Source organism: Streptomyces sp. NBC_00193 (genome assembly GCF_026342735.1).
In the GTDB taxonomy this organism is placed as follows: Bacteria; Actinomycetota; Actinomycetes; order Streptomycetales; family Streptomycetaceae; genus Streptomyces; species Streptomyces stoeckheimensis.
In genome coordinates this window covers 3278633-3302620 of record NZ_JAPEMM010000001.1, presented here as the reverse complement: position 1 = coordinate 3302620, position 23988 = coordinate 3278633, and the positions used below count along the sequence as shown (strand labels likewise).

Here is a 23988-nt window from a genome sequence, read left to right as displayed (position 1 = left end):
CCTAGGGGGTGCCCGTCCTCGTCCTCGGCTCCGAGAGCAGACCGAAGACTGCGCCCTGGTTGTCCGCGACCACCGCGATGCGCCCGTACGGGGTGTCGAAGGGGTCGGCGGTGACCCGGCCGCCGAGGCGCTGCACCATCGCCACGGACTGGTCGCAGTCCGGGACGGCGAAGTACGCGAGGAAGTGCGCGGGCATGATCTCCGGGAAGGCGTCGGTGATCAGGCTGCGCCCCAGGACGGCGGTCTCCGAGCCGGGCGCCTTGCCGGGCGGGGACCAGACCCGGTACTCGATGCCCGACTCGTCGTCGTTCTGGTCCTCGGGGACGTAGCCGAAGACCTTGGCGTAGAAGACGTCCACGGCGTCGCGGGCCCGGGTGTACACCTCGGACCAGCAGTACGTGTAGGGCTCGTTCTGGGCGTCGAAGCCGTGGTGGGTGCCGGGCTGCCACAGGCCGAAGACGGCCCCGCCGGGGTCGGCGGCCATCGCGGCGGTTCCGTACGGGCCGACCGGCATCGGGTCCATCACCATCTGGCCGCCGGCGGCCCGGATGCGCTGCGCGCAGGCGTACGCGTCGGTGGTGTAGAGGTAGATCCCCCAGACGGTCGGCATCCGGCCGTCGGGCTTGGGGGCGAGGGCGGCGACGTTGCGGCCGCGGCTGTAGGCCTGGGTGTAGTGGCCGTACTCCGGTCCCGCACCCTCGGAGAAGGTCCACCCGAAGAGCTCACCGTAGAAGCGCTTGCCCGCTTCCACGTCCGGCAGGGAGGCGTCGACCCAGCAGGGTGAGCCTTCTGCGAATGCGGCCATGAGCCCGGTTCCTTCCGTTGTGCGGGGGTGTGCGAGGGTGTGCACCCTCCGCGCACGTTCCGCCTCGCTCGCCCAGCCATGTCCTCCGGATCATGATGTGCCCGAAAACTTGTCCACAGCCTGTTGATAAGACTATTCGGGGGATAGGCTCCGAAGCCGGACGGCGCGCCCGGGGGGCGCACCCGGCCGGAATCGGTCCCGATGACGAGCCGGGACGGGTGTACGCCCAGGCCAGGCGTCCCGTCACCCCATTTGCAGGCGGCCGAATCGCGCGCCGATCACCCCTCGGTAAGCTGACGGCATGACAGGACAAGTACGCACCGTCGACGGCCGCGTTGCCGGCCGGCGCGGTCAGGCGACGAGGCAGAAGCTGCTCGACTGCCTCAGCGAGATGCTCAGCTCCTCGCCGTACCGCGACGTCAAAGTGATCGACGTCGCCCGCAAGGCCGGTACCTCCCCCGCGACCTTCTACCAGTACTTCCCGGACGTCGAAGGCGCCGTCCTGGAGATCGCGGAGCGCATGGCCAACGAGGGCGCACAGCTGACCTCGCTGGTCGAGGGGCGCGCGTGGGTCGGCAAGGCGGGCTGGGCTGCGGCCGAGGAACTCGTCGACGGATTCCTGGAGTTCTGGCGGCGCAACGACGCCATCCTGCGGGTCGTCGACCTCGGTGCGGCCGAGGGCGACAAGCGGTTCTACAAGATCCGCATGAAGATCCTCAACTCCGTCACCAACTCCCTCACGGAGTCGATGAAGGAGCTCCAGGCCAAGGGCAAGGTCGACAAGGACGTGAGCCCGGCGGCGATGGCCGGTTCGCTGGTCGCCATGCTCGCGGCGGTCGCCTCGCACCAGAAGGGGTTCCAGACCTGGGGCGTGAAGCAGGCGGAACTGAAGCCGAATCTGGCCCTCCTGGTCCACCTGGGCATCACGGGCAAGAAGCCGACGAAGTAAGCGGCGGACCCGCACCGGGTCCGCCGCCACCCTTACGGGACTTCCGCCGCGATCAGCGACGCTCCAGGCGGAACAACCGGATCTCGCGCTCGATGCGCGCCTGGTACGTCGCGTACGGCGGCCAGAACTTCAGCACCGCCTGCCACGCCGCCGCGCGTTCCTCACCCGCCAGCAGGCGGGCGCGTACGGCGATGTCCTGACCCTTCCAACTCACGTCCGCGTCAGGGTTCTTGAGCAGGTTCCCGGTCCACGCCGGGTGTCCGGGGCGGCCGAAGTTCGAGCCGATCAGCAGCCAGCTCACCCCGTCCTGCTCCGGCATGCACGCGAGCGGGGTGGTGCGCGGTTCGCCGGTCTTGGCTCCCTTGGCGGTGAGGATCACGCCGGGGAGCATCTGGGCGCTGAGGATGACCTTGCCGCGGGTCAGCTTGTGCACCGCCTTGTCCATGGCGGGGATGAAGTGCGGTGCGATCTTGGCGAACAGCATGGTCGAGGAGACCTTCTGCATCAGCTTGACTCCGGGCGCCATCAGACGGCCACCTTCTCGTTCCGTGGGGCGGGGGCATGGGCTGGTGCGGGTGCGGACACGGATCCGGGTCCGGGTACGGATCCGGGGGCCGCGGGGGTGAACAGCCCGGCGGCTTCCGCGGCATGGGCGCGCAGCCGGTGGACGGGACCGAAGAGCAGTTCGTCGGCGGCCGCCCGCTTGAAGTAGAGGTGCGCGTCGTGCTCCCAGGTGAAGCCGATGCCGCCGTGCAGCTGGATGGCCTCGCCGGAGGTGATCCGCAGCGCCTCCAGGGCCTGGGCCAGGGCGAGTCCGCCCTGCTCCGGGTCCCAGGCGGCGTAGTAGGCGGCGGAGCGGGCCGCCTGGACCTGTACGTAGAGGTCGGCGAGGCGGTGCTTGACCGCCTGGAACGAGCCGATGGCCCGGCCGAACTGCTCGCGCTGCTGTACGTACTCCACGGTGCGGGCGAGCGCCTGCCCGGCCGCGCCGACCGCCTCGGCGGCCAGGACGGCCGCGGCTCCGCGTCCGGTGGCGGCGAGGGCTCCGCCCACGTCCGCGTCGTCAGCCCCCAGCAACTCCGCTTCGACGTCGCGGAGTTGGATGCGGCCCTGCGGGCGGGTCTCGTCGAGGGTGGTCTGCCGCGTCCGCACCAGGCCGGGCGCGTCCTCCCGTACGAGGAACAGCAGCGTGCGACTGCGGGCGAACCCTCCCGTGTGCGCGGCGACCAGCAGCAGCGAGGCGCTGTGCCCGTCGAGCACCTGGGCGACCTCCCCGTACAGCCGCCAGCCGCCGTCCACGGCGCGGGCCTGCACCCCGCCGGCCCGGCCACCGCCGGCCCATTCGCCCGGGGCGTTGTCCCCGGTCAGCGCGAGGGCGGTGGCCAGGGCGGGGCCGGGCACGGCGAGCGCGGCCGTGAGCCCGCCCGCCGCGAGCGGCGGGAGCAGGGTGGAGCGCTGCTCGGCGGTCCCCAGCGCGGTGATCAGCGGCACGCCGAGCACGGCGGTGGCCAGCAGCGGCGAGGGCAGCAGCACCCGCCCGGTCTCTTCGCAGGCCAGGACCAGGTCGGCGGCGGTGCAGCCGACGCCCCCGTACTCCTCGGCCACGGCGATGCCCGGCAGCCCGAGCTGCCGGGCCAGCTGCTGCCACAGCTCGCGGTCGTGTCCGGCGGCGGTGCGGACGGCGGCCTTGACCTCGTCCGGGCCGCAGCGTTTGCCCAGGATCTCGCGCAGGGTACGGCGCATCTCGTCCTGCTCCGCGGTGAAGGCGGCATCCATCGTCGGGCTCCTCCCCGTATCTGACGGGCCGTCATGTTAGGGCGGGCAGCGCCAGAAGCACAGGGGGCGGACCTCCCGAAGCGGACGGAGGAGGACAGGGAGGGTCGGAGAGGGGCGAGGGAGGGCACCTCTAGCATCTGACGGTACGTCAGTTGTACCGTCAGCTCCATGCCTGTCACACCTGGACCTCTCTCCGTCTCCGCCACCGCCACCGCCGGCCCCCAGGCCCGGCCCCGCCGGGTCGCCGTCGTCGGCGTCGCCCTCTCGGACTGCGGCCGGGTGGACGGCCCCACCCCGTACGCCCTGCACGCGCAGGCCGCCCGCCGGGCCCTGGCCGACTCCGGCCTGGACCGGTCGGTGATCGACGGCTTCGCCTCGGCCGGCCTCGGCATCCTGGCGCCCGTGGAGGTCGCCGAGTACCTGGGCCTGCGCCCCACCTGGGTCGACTCCACCTCGGTCGGCGGCTCCACCTGGGAGGTCATGGCCGCCCACGCCGCCGACGCCATCGCGGCCGGCCACGCCAACGCCGTCCTCCTCGTCTACGGATCCACCGCGCGCGCCGACATCAAGGCCCGCCGCCGGACCTCGAACCTCTCCTTCGGGGCGCGCGGACCCCTGCAGTTCGAGGTCCCCTACGGGCACACACTGGTCTCCAAGTACGCGATGGCCGCGCGCCGCCACATGCACGAGTACGGCACGACGCTGGAGCAGCTCGCCGAGGTGGCGGTGCAGGCACGGGCGAACGCCGCCACCAACCCGGACGCGATGTTCCGCGACCCGATCACGGTCGACGACGTCCTGTCCTCCGGCATGATCGCGGACCCCTTCACGAAGCTGAACTGCTGCATCCGCTCGGACGGCGGCTGCGCGGTCCTGCTGGCCGCGGAGGACTACGTACCGGACACCGCCAAGGAGCCCGTCTGGATCCTCGGCTCCGGCACCGCCGTCTCGCACACCACGATGTCGGAATGGGAGGACTTCACCGTCTCCCCCGCGGCGGTCTCGGGCCGCCAGGCCTTCGCCCGCGCGGGACTCACCCCGGCGGACGTGGACCTGGCCGAAATCTACGACGCCTTCACCTATATGACGCTGGTCACCCTGGAGGACCTCGGCTTCTGCGCCAAGGGCGAGGGCGGCGCCTTCGTGGAGAAGGGCCGCCTCCTGCGGGACGGCGAATTCCCGGTCAATACGGACGGCGGCGGACTCTCCGCCTGCCATCCCGGCATGCGCGGCCTGTTCCTGTTGGTCGAGGCGGTGCGCCAACTGCGCGGCGAGGCAGGAGCGGGCCAGGTGCGCAAACCCGGCGGAACCCTCCCACAAGTGGCCGTCGCCTCGGGCACGGGCGGCTGGTTCTGCTCCTCGGGCACGATCGTTCTGGGACGGGACTGACTCCTTGTCGGCCTGGCTGCGTAAGCTCCCGGAGGGGCCGGCACCTCGGTGCCCACGGCCCCTTCGGGGAATCTCCAGCCATCACGGGAACTGACACTTGATATCGAACCTGCTGCGGCGCTCGCGCGCCGCTCTCGCCATCACCGTCGCCACCGGCGCCCTCATCGCGGTCGCCTCGCCCGCCCAGGCAGTCACCGGACCGCCGACCCTCGCCAAGTCCGCCTTCCTCATGGACGGCACCACGGGCGCCACGCTCGCCAACAAGGCGGGCGACACCAAGCTCGAGGGCGCCAGCACCACGAAGATCATGACGGCCCTCGTCGTCCTCACCTCGCCGGGCATCGACCTCAACAAGAAGGTCACCGTCCAGCAGGAGTACCTGGACTACGTGGTCCGCGAGGGCGCGAGCACGGCCCGCCTGAAGGCCGGCGCCACCCCCACGGTCCGCCAGCTCCTCTACGGGATGATGCTGCCCTCGGGCTGCGACGCCGCCTACGCCCTCGCCGACACCTTCGGCTCGGGCGCGTCCCGGCAGGACCGCATCAACGACTTCATCGCGAAGATGAACGCCAAGGCGAAGACCCTCGGCATGACCAACACGTACTACGACGCCTTCGACGGCATCTCGCAGCACGGCAACAACAAGATCACCGCGCGCGACCTGGCGAAGCTCACCCGCGCCGCGATGAAGGGCACGACCTTCAAGTCGATCGTCAAGACCTACTCGTACAGCACCGGCGGGACCTCCACCAGCACCACGTGGACGAACACCAACCTGCTGATCACGCCCGGCCACGCCTACCAGACCCAGGGCGCCATCGGCGTCAAGACGGGCAGCGGCTCGGTCGCCGGCCAGTGCCTCGTCTTCTCCGTGACCCGCAACGGCAAGACCATCATCGGTGTCCTGCTGAACTCCACGGACCGCTACCCGGACGCCATCGCGCTCACCAACTGGGCCCTCGGCGCACCCGCCGGCGCCCCGGCGCTCCAGCGCAGCACCACCAGCGAGCCCATCCCGGACGTCCTCGACTGATGCAGTGACGTCTGACGTCCTGACGCACTGACGCACTCCTGGCGCATCAGGACATCCACGGGGGCGTCCCGCCCGACCGGACAGGTCGGGCGGGGCGCCCCCGTTCGCGTACGTCTAGTACTGCCAGCGGGGCTGCGTGCCGTCCATCCGGCAGTAGATCATCCGCCGGTTCGCGGCGTGGGTGGAGCGTCCGAGGTCGGCCTTGCGGCAGAACTGGCCGGCGTTGTAGCAGTTCCCGGCGTTGGAGACGATCTCGCAGACCCCGCTCGGGGGCTCCTGCGGCGCCTTGGTGGCGACCGGGGGCTTGGCCGTACTCCGGCTGGGAGTCGGGGCCGGCTTCGGGTCCGCGGGTGTCGGCGTCCGGGTCTGCGGCGGAGCCTTCGTCGGCGTCGGCGTGGGAGTCGGCGCCGCGGAGGTGGGCGGGGGCGGGGGCGGGGCCGCCGGTGCGGAGGTGGTGGCCTCGGCCGTCGCCGCCACGGGACCGGGCGGGGCGGTGACGGCCCCACCACCCCCCGGCGCGGGCCCGCAGGCCACCGCGACACCGGCAACGACCAAGGCCACCAGGGCTCTTCGTATGCCGCCGACTCTGACGCCGCCGCTGTTATCCATTCCTACGTCTCCCCACGCTCACGACTCACGTAAAGCACGTAAAACCCGCACATCGTAGTGGCGGCCAAGGCGCGTGGTGTTCGATTGGGGAATGACGAGCGACTTGAGCGATGTGAGCGACTTCCACACCACCCTGCACTCCCTGCGCGTCTGGGACGGCCCTCTGCCCTCCTTCGACACGGCCACCGCACCGGCCGAGCCGCTCGAGCTGTTCCGGGAGTGGTTCACGCACGCCGCCAAGGCGGGGCAGCCCGAGCCGCACACGATGAGCCTGGCGACGGTGGACGCGGACGGGCGCCCGGACGTACGCACGGTCATGCTGCACGACGCCGACGAGCGCGGCCTGCACTTCGCCTCGCACTCCACCAGCACGAAGGGCCGTCAACTGGCCGGGCAGCCGGCGGCGGCGCTGGGCTTCTACTGGCCGACGGTGGCCCGCCAGATCCGCGTCCGGGGCCGGGTCACCGCGTGCGATGCGGTGGAGAGCCGCGCCGACCTGGCGGCCCGCACGCGCGGAGCGCTGGCGGCGGCGCTGACGGGGCGCCAGAGCGAGGTGCTGGCCTCCCGGGAGGAGCTGGCCGCCGCCGCGGCGGTGTCCTGGGAACGGGCCGGCGCGGAGCCGGACGCCCCGGCGCCCACGTGGACCCGGTACGTCCTGTCCCCCACGGAGATCGAGTTCTTCCAGGGCGACGCGGCCCGCCTCCACACCCGCCTGCACTACACCCGCACCCCCACCACCCCGTGGACCCACCACCTCCTGTGGCCCTGACCCCCCATCCAGCCGTCCGGCATTCGAGGCGACCGGGGCCATTTCAGCCGTCCGGCGTTTGAGGACCGGGGTCTGGGGCGGAGCCCCAGGGGGGTCCGGGCACAGCCCGGTACCCCCCTCCCCCTCAGCCCGTCCGGCGCTTGAGGACCGGGTCAGGGCAGAGCCCTGGGAACGGTGGAAGGGCGGGTAGGGGACTCCGCCCCGCAGGGCCGGGCCACCCGCAGCCGGTCAGGCCCCGCGCGGAGCGAACACCGCCACCCAGATGCCCTCCGCCGCCTCCCGGAAGGTCACCTCCAGCTCCATACCGACCCGCAGCCCCGCCCCCGGCTCCGACCCCGGCTCCGCCCCCTCCCCACCCACGACCTCGGTCATCATCCGCGGCCCCTCCGCGAGATCCACCACCGCAGCCACATAAGGCACCCGCGCCCCGAAGGGCGGCAGGTCGTTCCGGTGGATCACCGACCAGGTGTACAGCGTGGCCCGCCCGCTCGCCGTTTCCCACGCGACCCGGTCCTCCCCCGCCCAGCAGGCCGGGCAGAACTCCCGCGGGTAGTGGTGCGCCTTGCCGCACTCCCCGCAGCGCCGCAGCAACAGCCGCCCCTCCGCGGCCGCGTCCCAGTAGGGCCGCGTGAAGTCGTCGATCTCCGGCAGGTCGAACCGCGCAGCCGTACCGGCTCCAGTACTCACGACACCACTCCTCCGGGGCGGAACCCATCTGACATACCCATCTGACGTACCGTCAGTTCACCGGATCCCACCCCCATCCCACAAGTCCCCACTCCCCGTAATCGATCCGCAACCGATTCCCTCCTCGTCCGAGACCCACCGCCGCCGTACGGCGATACGCTCACACCTCATGCCCGGAGTCCCCGCAGCACCCGACCTGTCCACCCAGCCCCGCCCGGTCTACGTGATCGGCGCCGGCCCCGGCGGCCTCGCCGTCGCCGCCGCGCTGCGCGGCCGCGGGATCCGCGCGGTGGTCGTGGAGAAGTCGGACTCGGTCGGCACGTCCTGGCGGCGGCACTACGACCGCCTCCACCTGCACACCACGCGCCACCTCTCCGCCCTCCCGGGCCTGGCCATGCCGCGCCGCTTCGGACGCTGGGTGGCGCGCGAGAACGTGGTGCGCTACCTGGAGAAGTACGCCGAGTTCCACGAGCTGGAGATCGCCACCGGCATCGAGGTGACCCGCATCGAGCCCGCCACGGACTCCCACCCCGGCGGCGCCGACGGCCCGGACTCCCCCGACGGCCCCACCACCCCCGGCTGGACCCTGCACGCCACCGGCGGCCGCGTCATGGCGGCCCGGGCCGTCGTGGTCGCGACGGGGTTCAACCACACCCCCTTCGTCCCCGACTGGCCCGGCCGGGACACCTTCCCGGGCCCCCTCGCCCACGCCGCCGAGTACCGCAATCCCGCCCCCTACGCCGGCCGGGACGTCCTGGTCGTCGGCGTCGGCAACACGGGCGCCGAGATAGCCGTCGACCTCGCCGAAGGCGGCGCCGCCCGGGTCCGGCTCGCGGTGCGCACCGCCCCGCACATCCTGCGCCGCTCCACCGCCGGCTGGCCCGCCCAGCGGACCGGGATCCTGGTCCGGCGCCTCCCGGTCCGGCTCGTCGACCGGCTCGGCGCGCTCGTCGGCAAGGTCTCGGTCCCGGACCTGTCCGCGTACGGACTCCCGCGCCCCACCACCGGCCTGTACAGCAGGGTCAAGCAGGGGGCGATCCCGATCCAGGACGTCGGCCTGATCGACGCGGTCCGCACGGGCCGGGTGGAGCCCGTGGCCGCCGTGGCCTCCTTCGACGGGGCCGAGGTGGTCCTCGCGGACGGCTCGCGGATCACCCCGGACGCCGTGATCGCGGCCACCGGCTACCGCCGCGCCCTGGAGGGCCTGGTCGGCGGGCTCGACGTACTGGACGAGCGCGGCCGCCCCCGTACGCACGGCGCCAAGACCCCGCCCGACGCCCCGGGCCTCTACTTCACCGGTTTCACCAACCCCATCAGCGGCAACCTCCGCGAACTGGCCCTGGACGCGGAGAAGATCGCCAAGGGCATCGCCCGCACGGTCGGCGCGTAACCGGCCTCCCGCCGGTCCCCCACGACACCGGGCCCGTTGTCAGTGGTCCGGTGCACCATCGGCATGTCGGACCTCGACGGAAAATGAGGGATCACCGTGTCGATCACGAACCAGCAAGTGGCAGCCCGCGCCTTCCTGAAGCCGCTCTACAGGGACGCCTATTACCCCGATCACGTGCTCGACAAGGGCCGCGACATCCTCCTCCGCCTCTGCGCGCGCATCGAGGCCGAGCGGCCCGCGGACCTGGCCGGGCTGTACGCGCTGACGGGGGCGGCGACCGAGGAGTTCAACCTGCTGGAGGCGGAGTTCGAGGCCGCGGGGAGCGAGATCGAGACCGTGGCGCGCGAGGAGATAGCCGAGGACTTCGCGTTCGTGGCCTCCGCGTACGGATTCCCGGACGCGGACGTCGAGCAGCTCATCTCCCCCCGGGAGTGGTGAGCGTCCGGGGAGCGGCGCGGCCCCCGGTCCGGGCGGGCGACCGCCCCCGCGCGGCCGTCCCGGCCCTCTGACCTCGGCCGAATACTGGTCTGGACCGGACCCCCGCGATCTGAGACCGTTCCCTGAACGGCCCCGCACCACGCCCCGCACACCACCCCGGGAGCCGGTCGGGGCGCGCCCGTAGACCGTCCCGCGGGCGTTCCACACATCACCTCCACCAGCTTTCCTGTGCATCCCTGTTCCTGACGGCACGTCAGTTCAGTAATCTGACTACGCGTCAGTTATTGAGATTCGTCGAGGTTCATCGAGCAGGAGCGGGCGGAACGATGCTTGGATCTACTCACGGCACCCTCACCACCGACTTCCGCGCACGTGTCGAGGCCTGCGGGGAGACCCCCAGGACGGCCGTCCACTCCACAGCGGCTCCGTCCGCCGAGGACGCGGTCGCGCTGGACGTCAGCGGTCGGCCCCTGCACGCCGACGCTCCCGACCTGGACCGGTTCTTCCGGCCCGAGTCCGTGGCGGTCATCGGCGCCTCGGACGCCGAGGGCAGACCGAACACCGGCATCACCCGCCAGCTCATCGCCTGGGCGGAACGCGTCGGTGCCCGGCTGCACCCCGTGCACCCGACCCGCACCACGGTCTTCGGGCTGCCCTGCCACGCCTCCGTGGCCGACCTCCCCGAGCAGGTGGACCTAGCCGTCCTCCTCGTGGCAGATCCGCTCCCGGTCGTGGAGCAACTGGCAGAAGCCAAGGTGAAGTTCGCCGTTGCCTTCGCCTCGGGCTTCGCCGAGACCGGCGACGAGGGCGCCGCCGCGCAGGCCCGCCTGGGCGCCGCCGTACGGCGCTCGGGCCTGCGCCTCCTCGGCCCTAACACGAACCTCAACGCCTTCGAGAAGTTCCGCGAGGACCTCGACGGCCCGGCCATCGCCCTCATCACCCAGTCCGGCCACCAGGGCCGGCCGGTCTACACCCTCCAGGAGCTGGGCATCCGCCTCTCCCACTGGGCGCCCACCGGCAACGAGGCCGACCTCGAAACCTCCGACTTCATCTCCTACTTCGCCGAGCAGCCCGAGGTCGGGGCCATCGCCTGCTACGTGGAGGGCCTCAAGGACGGCCGGCAGTTCCTCCTCGCCGCCGACCGGGCAGCCCGCAACGGCGTCCCCGTCGTCGCCGTCAAGGTCGGCCGCACCGAGACCGGCGCCCGCATGGCCGCCTCGCACACCGGGAAGCTGACCGGCGCGGACACCGTCGTGGACGCCGCCATGCGGCAGTTCGGCGTCATCCGCGTCGACGGCCTGGACGAACTCCAGGACACAGCGGCCCTCCTCGCCCGAGCCCGCAAGCCCCTCGCCGACGGGGTGGTCGTGTACTCCATCTCCGGTGGCACCGGCGCCCACTTCTCCGACCTGGCGACCGAGGCGGGCCTGAACCTCCCCACCCTCTCCCAGGCCAAGCAGGACGAACTGCACCAGTGGATCCCCCCCTACCTGGGCGTCTCCAACCCCGTGGACAACGGCGGCCACCCGGTCGGCGACTGGCGCGGCCGCAAGATCATCGACGCGATCCTCGCGGACCCCTCGGTAGGCGTCCTGATCTGTCCGATCACGGGCCCCTTCCCCCCGATGAGCGACAAGCTCGCACAGGACCTGGTGGACGCGGCCGAGCAGACCGACAAGCTGGTCTGCGTGATCTGGGGCTCCCCGGTCGGCACGGAGGAGGCCTACCGCACCACGCTCCTCGGCTCCTCCCGGGTCGCCACCTTCCGCACCTTCGGCAACTGCATCACCGCCGTCCGCGCCTACCTCGGCCACCACCGCTTCACCGCCGCCTACCGCTCCCCCTTCGAGGACGCCCCGCGCACCACCTCGCCCTCCTTCCGCAAGGCCCAGGCCCTCATGCGTCCGGGCCAGCAGCTCAGCGAGCACGCGGCGAAGCAGCTCCTGCGCGCCTACGGGATACGGGTGCCCCGGGAGCAGCTGGTGACCAGCGCGGCCGCGGCCGTACGGGCGGCCGGGCTGGTCGGCTACCCCGTGGTCATGAAGGCCTCGGGGCCGCAGCTCGCGCACAAGACCGAGCTGGGGCTGGTGAAGATCGGCCTCACCTCGGCGAGCCAGATCCGCGACGCCTACCGCGAACTGACGGACATCGCCCGCTACGAGAACGTCCCGCTGGACGGGATCCTGGTGTGCCAGATGGTGGAGCGCGGCGTCGAGATGGTCGTCGGGGTCACCCAGGACGAGCTCTTCGGCCCCACCGTGACCGTCGGTCTGGGCGGGGTCCTGGTGGAGGTCCTGCACGACGTGGCGGTCCGCGTACCCCCCTTCGGGGAGGACCAGGCCCGAGCCATGCTCGGGGAACTCCGTGGGCACGCGCTGCTGGAGGGCGTACGTGGAGCACCCCCCGCCGACGTCGACGCACTGGTGGAGGTCATCCTCCGGGTCCAGCGGATGGCGATGGAGCTGGGCGACGAGCTGTCGGAGCTGGACATCAACCCGCTGATGGTCCTCCCCCGAGGCCAGGGCGCGGTCGCCCTGGACGCCCTGGCCATCTGCCGCTGACCCCGGCGGGGGCCCTGCGGGGCAAAGTCCCCGCCCCGCCCTTCCACCGTTCCCAGGGCCGGCCCTGCCCCGGTCCTCAAACGCCGGACGGGCTGGAGGGGTCCCGGGCTGCGCCCGGACCCCTGGGGCTCCGCCCCGGACCCCGGTCCTCAAACGCCGGACGGCTGAATAGACCCCGGGCCGCCTCGAACGCCAGTGAGGCCGAGATTGCCCCCGGCGGGGCTGGGGACGCGGCGCGGGTCGGGGACGGGGACGGGGTGGGGTGTCGGCCGGGACGTAAAGCGTGATTTGTGGCGCGAGAACACGCCGCGCCCTGTCGGAGCAGAGCGGGGGGCGCCTAAATCATGCAGTCCAGGCCGACACCCCACCCCGGCCCCGGCCCCGACCCACCACCCGCAGCACCCAGACCCCACCACAACCCAGCCCCGCCGGCGATTGAGGCGCAACGGCGCCGCACCCAGCCACGAACAGGAGTTCACCCATGACCGGCACCCCCGAGGACGAAGTCCTCCACCGTTTCGAGAGCGGCGTCTGCTGGATCACCCTCAACCGGCCGGAGGCCATGAACGCGGTCACCTGGGACCAGCGCGAGCGCGTCATCGGGCTGCTCGCCGAGGCCTCCGCCGATCCCGACGTGCGGGCCGTCGTCATCACCGCCACCGGCAAGGGCTTCTGCGCGGGCGCCGACCTGCGCGGGTCTGCGGCCGCCCCGGCGGAGCGGGTCGTCGGCGACGTGGCCCGCATGATCCGGCTCGGCGCGCAGCGGCTGATCACGGCCGTGCTCGACTGCGAGAAGCCGGTCATCGCCGCCGTGAACGGCACCGCGGCCGGCATCGGCGCCCACCTCGCGCTCGCCTGCGACCTGGTCATCGCCGCCGAACCGGCCCGTTTCATCGAGGTGTTCGTCCGCCGCGGCCTGGTCCCCGACGGCGGTGGCGCGTACCTCCTCCCCCGCCTCGTCGGACCGCAGAAGGCGAAGGAGCTGATGTTCTTCGGGGACGCCGTCCCGGCGGCCGAGGCCGAGCGGCTCGGGCTGGTGAACAAGGTGGTTCCCGCCGAGGCGCTGGAGGAGACCGCCCGGGAGTGGGCGGAGCGCCTCGCGCAGGGCCCCACCCGCGCCCTGGCCCTGACGAAGCAGCTGGTCAACGCCTCCCTGGACGGTGACCGGGCGACGGCGCTCGCCGCCGAGGCCACCGCCCAGGAGCTGAACATGACCACGGCCGACGCGAACGAGGGGGTCGCCAGCTTCGTGGAGCGCCGCACCCCGAAGTACCTCGGCCGGTAGCCGCGCAGCCGGGTAGCCGCACCTACATCCGCGGGTCCGGCGTGAGCAGCGCGAACACCGCTCCCGTCGGGTCCGCCGTCCACGCCATCCGCCCGACCTCCGGGACGTCGGCGGCGGGCATCAGCACCGAGCCCCCGCCGCCCCGGATCGCGGCCACGGTCGCGTCCACGTCGGCGACGTTGAAGTACGGCACCCAGCGCGGGACGTCATCGCCCGCGCCGTCGCCCTGGGGTGCGACGCCGCCGAAGGAGCCGTCCTCCTGGTCCCCGTCGGCGATGCTCAGGACCCGGTAGGTCATCCCGGGGGCTTCCATCTCGGCGGAGCGCCACCCGAAGAGGCCGGCGTAGAACTCGACGGCCGCGACCGGGTCGGGTACGTGCAGTTCCGCCCAGATCAGGGTGTTCACCTCGGAGGCCCGTCCCAGCCCGGCGGTCTTCCCCGGCTGCCAGCACGCGAACTCCGCGCCCTGCGGATCGGTGAACTGCGCCAGCCAGCCCTCCCCCATCACGTCCCCGGGCTCCATGCGCACCACTCCGCCGCCGGCCCTGACGGCCGCCGCCGTCTCCTGGATGTCGGGGGTGTCGAAGTGCAGCATCCACGCCGGGGTGGCGCCCTCCTCGGTGAGCGGCCCGAGGGCGGCGACGGTCTTGCCGTCGACCTGGAAGAAGCCGTAGCCCCCCGCCTCCGGGCCGAGGGAGACGTACTCCCACCCGAAGACGCCGGTGTAGAACGAGACGGCCCCGTCGGTGTCGGGGCTCCCGAGGTCGAGCCAGTTGGGCGATCCCTTGCGGAATTCGGTGCCGAGCATGGGGGTCCTCCTGTGCGTGCGCTGCTGTGGGCGGTCGGGGTCCTGCCTCCGGTCCCCGACCCCGCCACGATGCCGAGCCCGTACGGGGCCCGCGCCCCAGGGAGCCCCGCACGTCGGTGGAATCACCCGTACGGCCGTCCCCGCCCCCGCCCGTGTCCGTATCTGTGGGATGTATGGCCCGACGGTCATGGCGCGAGGAGGTGCGGGCCCCGAAGACTGGTGGGGACCCGCACGGAGCCCACGAAGGGACGAGCAGACATGACGACGAGCGACGCACTCACCCACACGGTCCCGATCCCGGTACCGGACTCGCGGCTGGCGAAGGAGGCGACCGAGCTCGTCCGGGACGGCGTGAGCGAGCTGCTCTACGACCACTCCCGCCGCGTGTACTTCTTCGGCAGCCTCCAGGGCCGGCGCCTGGGCATCGAGGCGGATCCCGAACTGCTCTACGTGGCTGCGATGTTCCACGACCTCGGCCTCACCGAGCCCTTCCGGGCCAGCGGCCGCCGCTTCGAGGTGGACGGCGCCGACGAGGCCCGCCGGTTCCTGCGGACCCACGGGGTCCCCGAGGACGCGGTGCGCCGGGTGTGGACGGCGATCGCCCTGCACACCACCCCGGGCATCCCGGAGCACATGGAACCCGAGGTGGCGCTGGTGACGGCGGGCGTGGAGTACGACGTGCTCGGCATCGGCTACCACGACCTCGCCGAGGCGGACCGCGCGGCGGTCGTCGCCCTGCACCCGCGCCCGCGGTTCAAGGAGCGCATCCTGCGCGCCTTCGCCGACGGCGTGGCGCCCAAGCCCGGCACCACCTTCGGCAACATCAAGGCCGACGTGCTCGCGCACCACGTGCCCGGTTTCGAGCGCGGGGACTTCGTCCGCGTGGTCCTGGACTCCCCGTGGGACGAGTAGCCGCGCGGCCCGCCCCGCACAGCATCGTCGTCGTCGCCTTCGACGGCGTGCAGCTGCTCGATGTCACGGGGCCTGCCGAGGTGTTCAGCACCGCCAATGTCCACGGCGCCCGCTACGAGGTCCGGATCGTCTCCCCGGACGGGGCCGACGTCCGCACCTCCTCGGGCGTGCGCATCGGCGCGGACGGCGGCCCGGACGGCCTGCCGGCCCGGCCCGGGACGCTCGTCGTCCCCGGCCGCAGCGACTGGCGGCGGGCCGTCTCCGATCCGGCCCTGACGGGCCTGGTCGCCGAGCTCGTGCGCCGCTCGCGCCGGGTCACCTCGGTGTGCGCCGGGGCCTTCGTACTGGCGGAGACCGGGGTGCTCGACGGGCGGCGGGCGGTCACGCACTGGCGGCTGGCGGCGCAGCTCGCGGCCGCGTACCCGCGGGTGCGGGTGGAGGCGGATCCGGTGTTCGTCCGGGACGGGCACGTCGTCACCTCCGCCGGGGTGACCTCGGGCATCGACCTCGCGTTGTCGCTGGTCGAGGAGGACCACGGGGCCGCGATCGCCCGGGAGGTCGCGCGGGAGCTGGTCGTCTTCATGGCCCGCCCCGGCGGGCAGTCCCAGTACAGCGCCCGCCTGACCCCGCGGGAGGCGAAGCACCCGGTGCTGCGCGCGGTCATGGACTCCATCGGGGCCGATCCCCGGCTCTCGCTCGACGAGGCCTCCCGGGACGCCGGGGTCAGCGGCCGCCACCTCGCCCGGCTGTTCCGCGCGGAGACCGGGATGACGCCGGGGCAGTACCTGGAATCCGTCCGCCTCGAAGCCGCCCAGGGCCTCCTGGAGGCCGGCGACGACCCGGTGGACGCGGTGGCCGCGCAGTCGGGCTTCGGCTCCGCCGAGACGATGCGGCGCGTGTTCCAGCAGAGTCTGGGCGTCGCCCCGACCGCCTACCGCGCCCGCTTCCGCAGCACGCGCACGTCCCCGTCGTCCGGGTCTCCGATCAGCACGAACAGCTCCGGCTCCGCCGTGGTGCCCGCCAGCTCCCACACCAGCGAGGCGCCCCGCCCGCACTCCGGAACGGCGAGGACCACGCCCGCCCGGTAGGAGTCGTCGGCCGGCCGGTCCTTCCACGTGCCGGGTCCCGAGCAGCGGTCGACCACGTCGAACCCGTCGTCGACGGGAAGCTTCTCCGCCATCGCCCCGCCCTGACCGTCGAGTTCGAGCCGGACGCCGTCGCCGGTCCACTCGCCGACGTAGTCGGCGCGGCCCAGCACCGGCGGCGTGTACCCGGGTCCGCTAGCGAGTCCGCCGAACCCGGCGACGAAGGCGACGAGGATCGCGAGGCCTGCCGGTGCCAGTGTCCACCGCCGTACCGGGCCCTTCGCCCAGCACCGCATCCGGGCGATCACCGCCACGCCCGTGGGGAGCACCCCGGCGGCGGCGGTCCAGCCCCAGGTCGCGGCGTACGGGCTGTCGAACAGCAGGGCCAGGGGTGCGGCGTACACGGCTGCGAGCAGGACCACTGCCGGCAGGGCCCACCAGGGGGCGGGGATACGGGTGCGCACGCCCATGGCGTTCGAGAGACCCATCGCGGGAGTGGTGAACAGGGCGCTGTGCAGCCAGCCCGCGCCGTACATGAGCAGCGGCTGGAGGGTGACCATGAAGGCGAGGCCGAAGAGGATGCCGATGCCGCCTCCGTAACCGCGGCCGTAGGGGTCCTGCGTGAAGGAGCTGAGCTGCCACCACACCGCCGCGGTCTGGAACTGCCCTGCCGCGACGAGCTCCGCGCCCGGCGCGATGCCGCTCCAGTCGCGGCCCTTCGGCTGCGCCACGACCACGCCGTTCCACGTGCCAGTCCCCATGGAGATCCCCCCGGATCGTTAATTGAACACGTTCAATCCACGGTGGACCCTACACCCCCCTTCCCATCTGACGAACCGTCAGCTTCAATCGAGATGTGATGGGACACGCAGGGATGGCGGCCACCGTCGTCCGATACCTCAGATCAGTCGGCTCCCTCCCCTCCGCCGCCGCGGAGCCCGGGGCCGAGCCCGTCGAAGCACTGCCCCGCCCCGATCTGCGGGCCGTCGGCGAGGACGAGCGCGCGCCCGTCAGCCCCGCCGAGTTCCGCGCCGTACTGGGGAACTTCGCCAGCGGGGTCACGATCATCACGTCCCCGCCCGGCGAGGGCGAGGACGGCCCGGCAGGCTTCGCCTGCCAGTCCTTCGCCTCGCTCTCCCTCGACCCGCCGCTGGTCACCTTCATGGTGGCCCGTACGTCGACCACCTGGCCGCGCATCGCCCGCACCGGGGTGTTCTGCGTGAACATCCTCGGCGCCGAACAGGGCGATCTGTGCCGGGCCTTCGCCGTCAGCGGCGCCGACAAGTTCGCCGGCGTCGCCCACACCCCGGCCCCCGCCACGGGCTCCCCGCAGCTCGACGCGGTGCCCGCCTGGATCGACTGCCGGATCCACGCCGTGCACACCGGCGGGGACCACCTCATCGTCGTGGGCAAGGTCGAGGCCATGGGCGCGGCCGGCGAGGGCGACCCCCTCCTCTTCCACAAGGGCCGCTTCGGCCGCTTCACCGACTGACGCTCAGCGCCTCGTCTCGTACCTGGTCAGGATCACGCCGCAGGGGAGCGTCCGCGTCTCCACCAGGTTCAGGTTCACCCAGCTGTCCAGCGCCGTGAAGAACGGCGTGCCGCCGCCCACCAGGACCGGCGCGGTGGCCAGCAGGTACTCGTCGACCAGCCCGGCCCGCACGGCCGCCCCGGCCAGCGTCGCGCCGCCGATGTGCATCGGGCCGCCGTCCTCCGCCTTGAGCCGGGTGATCTCGGCGACCGCGTCGCCGGTGACCAGGCGGGTGTTCCAGTCGACCTCGTCGACCGTCGAGGAGAACACCACCTTCGACAGGTCCCGCCACCGGCGTGCGTACTCGATCTCCGCCGGGGTCGCCCCGGGCTGCTGGTCGCCGGTCGGCCAGTAGGAGCTCATCGTCTGCCACAGCTTGCGCCCGTACAGCTCCAGGTCGATCGCCTGCAACTGGTCGGACCAGAACTGGAACAGCTCGTCGCTCGGCACGCTCCAGCCGATGTCGTCGCCGGGCGCGGCGATGTAGCCGTCCAGGGACAGGTTCATGCCGTAGATCAGTTTCCGCATGGCGCCAGCCTTCCGCGAGTCGGTCCCGGGCGTACGGACCGGCACGCCGCCACACCCTCGCTATCCTGCGGATCTCGAACAGGCGGGGGGCCATGGGAAACACGTACGAGTCGGGGCGCAGCCGGTGGACCGGTGTCACCGGCTGGCTGACGGTGGGCTGCACGCTCGCCACGATCCTCTGCGCACTGCTCTCCGTCTCCTCCTACCCGCCGCTGACGGCCGAGCTGTGCCTCGCCGGCGCCTCCGCCGTCTTCGCCTGCTGCTGGGTCGCGGCCTCGTGCCGGGCGGGCCGGATCGGTCCGCTGGACAAGCCGCGGCCGCTGCCCGGCGGCCGCCCCTCGGACCGGGTCCTGAGCTGGCTGTTCGCCTTCGGGGTGCCGTTCGCGGTGGCCGCCGCCTGGATGGTGGGCGTCACCGGTTCCAGCGCGGAGGGCATGGAGCGCGAGCGCCTGGAGCGGATCGGCTACGAGCGGCGCGACGTGGAGATCGTCCGGCCGGTCGGCGATCCGGTGTACAGCCCGCCCGGGGAGGACACCGCGGGGTTCTGGACCACCGACCTCCTCGTGCGCGTCCCCTTCACCACCGGCCCCCGCGAGCTGGTCCTGGAGGAGTACACCACCAGCCGACGGCCCGCGGAGGGGATGCTCGTGGACGCCTACTACGCCCCCGGCCACCCCGAGGAGGGCGCCGCGGAGCACTGGGCCTTCGATTTCGGCCAGCTCTTCGGCCCCTTCATGGTGGTGGTCCTCGTCTTCGTCCTGCCGTTCCTCATCGGAGCGGGCGCCTGGATCAAGTCGGAGCTGTTCGACTTCCAGGTGCAGAGCCTGCGCCGGTTCCGCCCCCTCCTGCACCTGCCGGTCCTCGGCATCCTGCTGTGCGGGCTGGCCCTGCTGCTGCCCGTCGCCCTGGAGTTCGAGGTCGGCGGCTTCCACCGGCTGCCCGCCTTCCTGGGCAGCCTGACCCCGCTGCTGGCGCTGGCCTGGGTGGTCCGGGAGAACTGACCCGGCACCCGCCCGCGCGCAGCAGCGGCCACGCTCGGCAGGTTCAGAAGGTGAGGACCCCGCGGGCCACCCGCCCGTGGTGGGCGTCGTCCACGGCCTTGGCGAAGTCCTCGACCGGGTAGACCTCGGTGACCAGTTCGTCCAGCAGCAGCTTGCCCTGCCGGTAGAGCTCCGCGTACAGCGCGATGTCCCGCTGCGGGCGCGAGGACCCGTACCGGCAGCCCATGATCGTCTTGTCCAGGTACATGGACGAGACCTGGAAGGCCGCCTCCTCCTTGAAGCCGGGCACGCCGAGCAGCACCGCCTGCCCGTGCCGGTCCAGCAGGTCGATCGCCTGCCGGATCAGCTTGACGTTGCCCACGCACTCGAAGGCGTGGTCCGCGCCCGTGGGCAGGATCTCCTTCACTGCCGCCGAGGAGTCCGCCACCGCCGAGGCGTCGATGAAGTGCGTGGCGCCGAACTGCCGGGCCACCGCCTCCTTCGCCGGGTTCGCGTCGATCGCCACGATCGTCGTGGCGCCCGCGATCCGGGCGCCCTGGAGCACGTTGAGGCCGATGCCGCCGGTGCCGATGACGACCACGCTCTCGCCGCGGTCCACCTTGGCCCGGTTCAGCACGGCGCCCACGCCCGTCAGGACCCCGCAGCCGATGAGCGCGGCCGAGGTCAGCGGGATGTCCTTGGGGATCTTCACGGCCTGCACGGCCTTGACGATCGTCCGCTCCGCGAAGGCCGAGTTGGACGCGAACTGGAAGAGCGGCTTGCCGCCCCGCGAGAACGGCTGCCCCGGCATCCCGATCGCCTTGCGGCACATGGTCGGCCGGCCGCGGTCGCAGTCGGCGCAGGCCCCGCAGTTGGCGAGCGTGGACAGCGAGACGTGGTCGCCGGGCACCACGTGCGTGACCCCGGAACCGACCGCCTCCACCACGCCCGCGCCCTCGTGCCCCAGCACCACCGGCGGCGGGAACGGGATCGTCCCGTCGATCACCGACAGATCGCTGTGGCACAGACCGGCCGCCGCTATCGCGACCAGCACCTCCCCCGGCCCCGGGTCCCGGATCTCCAGATCGTCGACCACCTGGGCCTGCTTGCCGTCGAATACGACGCCTCTCACCTGGACTCCTTAGGCAGGCCGAGCACGCGCTCGGCGATGATGTTGCGCTGGATCTCGTCCGAGCCGCCGTAGATGGTGTCGGCGCGGGTGAACAGGAACAGCCGCTGCTCCTCGTCGAGTCCGAGTTCGTACGGGGTCCCCGGCGACCAGTGCCCCGGCCCGGCCGTGGCCACCGCTCCCCGGACCTCCACCGCCAGCTCCCCGAGCCGCCGGTGCCAGCCGCCCCACAGCAGCTTGGCCACGCTGGGCGCACCCGGGTCGCCGCCCGCGCCGCCGAGCGTCCGCAGGGCGTTCCACCGCATCGTGCGCAGCTCGGCCCACTGCCGTACGAGGCGTTCGCGCAGGACCGGGTCGCCCGCGCCGGCGTCCACGTACGCCCTGACCACGCGCTCCAGTTCGGCCGCGAAGCCGATCTGCTGGACGAGCGTGGAGACCCCTCGCTCCAGCGCGAGCAGTCCCATGGCCACGGACCAGCCGTTGCCCTCCCCGCCGACCACCTCGTCGGCGACGGCCCCGTCGAAGAACACCTCGTTGAACTCGGAGGTCCCCGACATCTGCCGGATCGGCCGCACGTCGACCCGGCCCGGCTGGTCCATGCGGACCAGGAGGAAGGACAGCCCGCGGTGCCGCCGGGACCCGGCTTCGGTGCGCGCCAGGACGAAGCACCAGTCGGCGTCCTGGGCGAGCGAGGTCCAGATCTTCTGCCCGGTGACGCGGAACAGGCCGTCGCCCGGGTCCCGTACGGCCGTCGTACGGATTCCCGCGAGGTCGGAGCCGGCGCCCGGTTCGGAGTACCCCTGGCACCACAGCTCCTCGCCGCGGGCGATGCCGGGGAGGAAGCGGGCCCGCTGCTCCGGGGAGCCGTAGGCGATCAGGGTCGGCGCGAGGAGGTTCTCGCCGATGTGGCCGACCCGGGCCGGGGCGCGCGCAGCCGCGTACTCCTCGGCCCACACGACCTGCCCGGTGAGGGAGAGCCGCCGGTTGCCGTAGGCATCGCCGTCACCGGTCTCCCAGCCCTGACCGATCCAGCCGTCGCGCCCCAGCTCCCGCTCCCAGGACCGGCGGATCTCGACGCCCTCGTGCTCACTGCCCGGCCCGCCGAGGCCGACGGCCTCCTCGTACGGTCCCGTGAGGTGCTCCGCCAGCCACTCCCGGGCCTGGCTGCGCAGCTCCTCGTCCTCCTCGCCGAAGGCGAAGTCCATGGTCAGTGCCCCCTCGGGTCCTGTCCGGCCGCTGCGGCCGGTCTGTAGCGCCGTGGCACGCGTGCGCGCCCGTCCACCCTGAACGCCCGCCCTGGGCCTACGCGTTGGGGCGGTCCTTGGCGGCCGCCGCCTTGGCCATGGCTTCGATCTGGGCGAGCATGGGCATCGGGTCGGTGCCGACGGTCCCGGGCAGGAAGTCGGCGATCTTCTCGGGGGTCCAGGAGCCCTCGGCGTAGCCGGCGCGCAGTTCGCGGGGCTGGGCCCAGACGGCGATCTTCGGGCCGGCGATCGTGTAGACCTGCCCGGTGATCTTCTCTCCGCCGACGGCCACGGCCTTGTCGGAGAGCAAGTAGGTCACGAGCGCCGCCACGTCCTCGGGCTCGCCGATCTCCTTGAGCTCCATCGGCACGTTGGCCGACATCCGGGTGCGCGCGACGGGCGCCACGGCGTTGGCGGTGACCCCGTACTTGGCCAGGCCCAGCGCGGCGGAGCGGACGAGCGAGATGATCCCGCCCTTGGCCGCGCTGTAGTTGGCCTGCGCCACGGAGCCCTGGTGGTTTCCGCTGGTGAAGCCGATCAGCGTGCCGGTGCCCTGGCGGCGCATGACGGCGGAGGCCGCGCGGAAGACGGTGAACGTGCCCTTGAGGTGGGTGGCGACCACCGGGTCCCACTCCTCCTCGGACATGTTGAACAGCATCCGCTCGCGCAGGATGCCGGCGACGCACACGACTCCGTCGATGCGTCCGTACCGGGCGAGCGCGGTGTCGACGATGCGCTGGCCGCCCGCCATCGTCGAGATGTCGTCGGCGACGGCGACGGCCTCCCCACCGGCGGCGACGATCTCCTTCACCACCGCTTCGGCGATCTCGCTGGTGGGCTCGTTGCCCTCCATCCCCACGCCGTAGTCGTTGACGACGACCCTGGCACCCTCGGCGGCCGCGGCGAGTGCCACGGCCCGTCCGATGCCCCGGCCGGCGCCTGTGACGGCGACGACTTTGCCTGCCAAGAAGTTCCCCACGTCCGGCCCCTTCCCGCGTTTTCTGACGGTCCGTTAGATTCTATGGGCAGTCGGATGCGCCAGCACAAGCCCCAGTTCGCCACCGCAGTTCATTTCGCTTCGAGGAGCTGATGAGATCCATGGCCATGCCCGCCGAGTTCCACGACATCGCCAAGCGCGTCAACAACTGGGGCCGGTGGGGCGCCGAGGACGAGATCGGCACCCTCAACCTCATCACCGACGAGGTGGTCCGCGCGGCGGCGGCCGAGATCCGCACCGGGCGCCGCATCCCCCTGGCCCTGCCCCTCAAGGAGGACGGGGTGCAGTCCGGCATGATCCCCGGCCGGATCAACCCGCTGCACACGATGGTGCAGATCAACCAGGAACTCTTCGGCCCGGGCACGGTGGCGTGCAGCGACGACGCGGTGACCTTCGGGCTCCAGGCCGGCACGCACTGGGACGCGCTCACGCACGTCTCGCACTCGGGGAAGATCTACAACGGCCGCCCGGCCGGCACCATCACGGCGCACGGGCGGGCCGAGTTCAGCGGGATCGACAAGGCCGGGCACATCGTCTCGCGCGGGGTCCTGCTGGACGTGGCCCGCGCCAAGGGCCTGGACCGGCTCCCCGGAGGCCACCCGGTCACCCCGGAGGACCTGGAGCAGGCGGAGGAGTTCGGCGGGGTCACCGTCCGCGCGGGCGACATCGTCCTGGTCCGCACCGGCCAGGTGCAGGTCTACCTGGCGGGCGACAAGCACGGCTACGGCTACCCGTCCCCCGGCCTGTCCGTCCGTACGCCCGAGTGGTTCCACGCCCGGGACGTGGCGGCCGTCGCGAACGACACCCTGACCTTCGAGATCTTCCCGCCGGAGATAGACAACCTGTGGCTGCCGGTGCACGCGCTGGACCTGGTCGAGATGGGCATGCACCAGGGCCAGAACTGGAACCTCGAAAAGTTGTCCACAGCCTGTGCGGAAGAATCCCGCTACTCCTTCCTCCTCTCGGCCATGCCGGAGCCCTTCGTCGGCGCGGTGGGCACCCCGGTGGCCCCGGTCGCCATCCTCTGAACGCGAAAGGCGGTGGCCCCGGACCCGTCGCGGGTCCGGGGCCACCGCCCTGCAC

The 23988-nt window shown here is 72.5% G+C and carries 23 protein-coding genes; 13 read left to right on the top strand and 10 right to left on the bottom strand.

Going from position 1 to position 23988, the window contains the following annotated elements:
* Position 1: 1 nt before the first annotated feature.
* Positions 2 to 805 (bottom strand): VOC family protein, encoded by an 804-nt coding sequence (locus OG898_RS14720; RefSeq protein ID WP_250742708.1) that lies wholly within the window; start codon positions 803 to 805, stop codon positions 2 to 4.
* Positions 806 to 1106: 301 nt separating this feature from the next.
* Here OG898_RS14720 and OG898_RS14715 point away from each other — a divergent pair, with 301 nt between their 5' ends.
* Positions 1107 to 1754, top strand: a complete 648-nt coding sequence (locus OG898_RS14715; RefSeq protein WP_250742709.1) for a TetR family transcriptional regulator — start codon at positions 1107 to 1109, stop codon at positions 1752 to 1754.
* A gap of 52 nt (positions 1755 to 1806) precedes the next feature.
* Here OG898_RS14715 and OG898_RS14710 read toward each other — a convergent pair whose 3' ends face one another.
* A complete protein-coding gene (locus OG898_RS14710) occupies positions 1807 to 2280 on the bottom strand; it encodes a nitroreductase family deazaflavin-dependent oxidoreductase (protein ID WP_250742710.1) in 474 nt (157 codons plus the stop codon).
* The gene (locus tag OG898_RS14705; RefSeq protein WP_266957257.1) at positions 2280 to 3530 is read right to left on the bottom strand and encodes an acyl-CoA dehydrogenase family protein; all 1251 of its coding nucleotides are present in this window, start codon (positions 3528 to 3530) and stop codon (positions 2280 to 2282) included. The genes OG898_RS14710 and OG898_RS14705 overlap by 1 nt, the downstream gene beginning before the upstream one ends.
* A gap of 168 nt (positions 3531 to 3698) precedes the next feature.
* Here OG898_RS14705 and OG898_RS14700 point away from each other — a divergent pair, with 168 nt between their 5' ends.
* Both OG898_RS14700 and OG898_RS14695 read left to right on the top strand, forming a co-directional pair.
* A complete protein-coding gene (locus OG898_RS14700) occupies positions 3699 to 4919 on the top strand; it encodes an acetyl-CoA acetyltransferase (protein WP_250742712.1) in 1221 nt (406 codons plus the stop codon).
* Positions 4920 to 5016: 97 nt separating this feature from the next.
* On the top strand, positions 5017 to 5952 hold the full coding sequence (locus tag OG898_RS14695; RefSeq protein ID WP_266957255.1) for a D-alanyl-D-alanine carboxypeptidase family protein: 936 nt from the start codon (positions 5017 to 5019) through the stop codon (positions 5950 to 5952).
* 114 nt (positions 5953 to 6066) lie between these two features.
* Here the strand turns inward: OG898_RS14695 and OG898_RS14690 are convergent, their stop codons facing one another.
* Positions 6067 to 6513 (bottom strand): hypothetical protein, encoded by a 447-nt coding sequence (locus OG898_RS14690; RefSeq protein ID WP_266957253.1) that lies wholly within the window; start codon positions 6511 to 6513, stop codon positions 6067 to 6069.
* A 139-nt stretch (positions 6514 to 6652) separates the two neighbouring features.
* Here OG898_RS14690 and OG898_RS14685 point away from each other — a divergent pair, with 139 nt between their 5' ends.
* A complete protein-coding gene (locus OG898_RS14685) occupies positions 6653 to 7330 on the top strand; it encodes a pyridoxal 5'-phosphate synthase (RefSeq protein WP_250742715.1) in 678 nt (225 codons plus the stop codon).
* A 228-nt stretch (positions 7331 to 7558) separates the two neighbouring features.
* Here OG898_RS14685 and OG898_RS14680 read toward each other — a convergent pair whose 3' ends face one another.
* Entirely contained in the window at positions 7559 to 8017 is a 459-nt protein-coding gene (locus OG898_RS14680) for a Zn-ribbon domain-containing OB-fold protein (RefSeq protein ID WP_266957250.1), read from the bottom strand.
* A 169-nt stretch (positions 8018 to 8186) separates the two neighbouring features.
* On the opposite strand from OG898_RS14680, the gene OG898_RS14675 reads away from it, so the two are divergent.
* The 4 genes from OG898_RS14675 to OG898_RS14660 all read left to right on the top strand — a co-directional run bounded on the left by OG898_RS14675 (position 8187) and on the right by OG898_RS14660 (position 13691).
* On the top strand, positions 8187 to 9407 hold the full coding sequence (locus tag OG898_RS14675) for an NAD(P)/FAD-dependent oxidoreductase (RefSeq protein ID WP_266957248.1): 1221 nt from the start codon (positions 8187 to 8189) through the stop codon (positions 9405 to 9407).
* Between the two features lie 96 nt (positions 9408 to 9503).
* Positions 9504 to 9845, top strand: coding sequence for a DUF5713 family protein (locus OG898_RS14670; RefSeq protein WP_266957246.1), 342 nt, complete (start codon positions 9504 to 9506; stop codon positions 9843 to 9845).
* Positions 9846 to 10171: 326 nt separating this feature from the next.
* On the top strand, positions 10172 to 12406 hold the full coding sequence (locus OG898_RS14665) for an acetate--CoA ligase family protein (RefSeq protein WP_266957244.1): 2235 nt from the start codon (positions 10172 to 10174) through the stop codon (positions 12404 to 12406).
* Between the two features lie 481 nt (positions 12407 to 12887).
* Positions 12888 to 13691, top strand: a complete 804-nt coding sequence (locus OG898_RS14660) for an enoyl-CoA hydratase/isomerase family protein (protein ID WP_250742720.1) — start codon at positions 12888 to 12890, stop codon at positions 13689 to 13691.
* A 22-nt stretch (positions 13692 to 13713) separates the two neighbouring features.
* On the opposite strand, the gene OG898_RS14655 is transcribed toward OG898_RS14660, so the two are convergent.
* Positions 13714 to 14499: a VOC family protein gene (locus tag OG898_RS14655; RefSeq protein ID WP_266957242.1), complete on the bottom strand. Its 786-nt coding sequence runs from the start codon at positions 14497 to 14499 to the stop codon at positions 13714 to 13716.
* 258 nt (positions 14500 to 14757) lie between these two features.
* Between OG898_RS14655 and OG898_RS14650 the strand changes: the two genes are divergently transcribed.
* The 3 genes from OG898_RS14650 to OG898_RS14640 all read left to right on the top strand — a co-directional run bounded on the left by OG898_RS14650 (position 14758) and on the right by OG898_RS14640 (position 17988).
* Positions 14758 to 15411, top strand: a complete 654-nt coding sequence (locus OG898_RS14650; RefSeq protein ID WP_266957240.1) for an HD domain-containing protein — start codon at positions 14758 to 14760, stop codon at positions 15409 to 15411.
* Positions 15399 to 16499 carry a GlxA family transcriptional regulator gene (locus OG898_RS14645; protein ID WP_266957238.1) on the top strand — a complete coding sequence of 367 codons (1101 nt, stop codon included), beginning with the start codon at positions 15399 to 15401 and terminating at the stop codon, positions 16497 to 16499. The genes OG898_RS14650 and OG898_RS14645 overlap by 13 nt, the downstream gene beginning before the upstream one ends.
* Before the next feature lie 871 nt (positions 16500 to 17370).
* Positions 17371 to 17988: a flavin reductase family protein gene (locus OG898_RS14640; RefSeq protein ID WP_250742756.1), complete on the top strand. Its 618-nt coding sequence runs from the start codon at positions 17371 to 17373 to the stop codon at positions 17986 to 17988.
* A 3-nt stretch (positions 17989 to 17991) separates the two neighbouring features.
* Here the strand turns inward: OG898_RS14640 and OG898_RS14635 are convergent, their stop codons facing one another.
* Complete coding sequence (locus OG898_RS14635) at positions 17992 to 18555, bottom strand: dihydrofolate reductase family protein (RefSeq protein ID WP_250742724.1); 564 nt, start codon at positions 18553 to 18555, stop codon at positions 17992 to 17994.
* A 92-nt stretch (positions 18556 to 18647) separates the two neighbouring features.
* Between OG898_RS14635 and OG898_RS14630 the strand changes: the two genes are divergently transcribed.
* Positions 18648 to 19556, top strand: coding sequence for a hypothetical protein (locus tag OG898_RS14630; RefSeq protein ID WP_266957235.1), 909 nt, complete (start codon positions 18648 to 18650; stop codon positions 19554 to 19556).
* Positions 19557 to 19599: 43 nt separating this feature from the next.
* On the opposite strand, the gene OG898_RS14625 is transcribed toward OG898_RS14630, so the two are convergent.
* From OG898_RS14625 to OG898_RS14615, 3 genes are all read right to left on the bottom strand, one after another.
* Positions 19600 to 20667, bottom strand: coding sequence for a Zn-dependent alcohol dehydrogenase (locus OG898_RS14625; protein WP_250742726.1), 1068 nt, complete (start codon positions 20665 to 20667; stop codon positions 19600 to 19602).
* A complete protein-coding gene (locus tag OG898_RS14620) occupies positions 20664 to 21869 on the bottom strand; it encodes an acyl-CoA dehydrogenase family protein (RefSeq protein ID WP_266957233.1) in 1206 nt (401 codons plus the stop codon). The genes OG898_RS14625 and OG898_RS14620 overlap by 4 nt, the downstream gene beginning before the upstream one ends.
* Positions 21870 to 21966: 97 nt before the next feature.
* Complete coding sequence (locus tag OG898_RS14615; protein WP_266957231.1) at positions 21967 to 22887, bottom strand: SDR family NAD(P)-dependent oxidoreductase; 921 nt, start codon at positions 22885 to 22887, stop codon at positions 21967 to 21969.
* A 119-nt stretch (positions 22888 to 23006) separates the two neighbouring features.
* Between OG898_RS14615 and OG898_RS14610 the strand changes: the two genes are divergently transcribed.
* Complete coding sequence (locus tag OG898_RS14610) at positions 23007 to 23933, top strand: cyclase family protein (protein WP_250742757.1); 927 nt, start codon at positions 23007 to 23009, stop codon at positions 23931 to 23933.
* The last annotated feature ends 55 nt before the right edge of the window (positions 23934 to 23988 follow it).

Excerpts from the sequence above, each read along its gene's own strand:
- OG898_RS14635 (WP_250742724.1), bottom strand. The coding sequence starts at position 18,555 with ATGCGGAAACTGATCTACGGCATGAACCTGTCCCTGGACGGCTACATC.
- OG898_RS14650 (WP_266957240.1), top strand. The coding sequence starts at position 14,758 with ATGACGACGAGCGACGCACTCACCCACACGGTCCCGATCCCGGTACCG.
- OG898_RS14610 (WP_250742757.1), top strand. The coding sequence starts at position 23,007 with ATGGCCATGCCCGCCGAGTTCCACGACATCGCCAAGCGCGTCAACAAC.
- OG898_RS14710 (WP_250742710.1), bottom strand. The coding sequence starts at position 2,280 with ATGGCGCCCGGAGTCAAGCTGATGCAGAAGGTCTCCTCGACCATGCTG.
- OG898_RS14715 (WP_250742709.1), top strand. The coding sequence starts at position 1,107 with ATGACAGGACAAGTACGCACCGTCGACGGCCGCGTTGCCGGCCGGCGC.
- OG898_RS14705 (WP_266957257.1), bottom strand. The coding sequence starts at position 3,530 with ATGGATGCCGCCTTCACCGCGGAGCAGGACGAGATGCGCCGTACCCTG.
- OG898_RS14655 (WP_266957242.1), bottom strand. The coding sequence starts at position 14,499 with ATGCTCGGCACCGAATTCCGCAAGGGATCGCCCAACTGGCTCGACCTC.
- OG898_RS14640 (WP_250742756.1), top strand. The coding sequence starts at position 17,371 with ATGGCGGCCACCGTCGTCCGATACCTCAGATCAGTCGGCTCCCTCCCC.
- OG898_RS14675 (WP_266957248.1), top strand. The coding sequence starts at position 8,187 with ATGCCCGGAGTCCCCGCAGCACCCGACCTGTCCACCCAGCCCCGCCCG.
- OG898_RS14620 (WP_266957233.1), bottom strand. The coding sequence starts at position 21,869 with ATGGACTTCGCCTTCGGCGAGGAGGACGAGGAGCTGCGCAGCCAGGCC.
- OG898_RS14720 (WP_250742708.1), bottom strand. The coding sequence starts at position 805 with ATGGCCGCATTCGCAGAAGGCTCACCCTGCTGGGTCGACGCCTCCCTG.
- OG898_RS14685 (WP_250742715.1), top strand. The coding sequence starts at position 6,653 with ATGACGAGCGACTTGAGCGATGTGAGCGACTTCCACACCACCCTGCAC.
- OG898_RS14630 (WP_266957235.1), top strand. The coding sequence starts at position 18,648 with ATGGGAAACACGTACGAGTCGGGGCGCAGCCGGTGGACCGGTGTCACC.
- OG898_RS14660 (WP_250742720.1), top strand. The coding sequence starts at position 12,888 with ATGACCGGCACCCCCGAGGACGAAGTCCTCCACCGTTTCGAGAGCGGC.
- OG898_RS14665 (WP_266957244.1), top strand. The coding sequence starts at position 10,172 with ATGCTTGGATCTACTCACGGCACCCTCACCACCGACTTCCGCGCACGT.
- OG898_RS14700 (WP_250742712.1), top strand. The coding sequence starts at position 3,699 with ATGCCTGTCACACCTGGACCTCTCTCCGTCTCCGCCACCGCCACCGCC.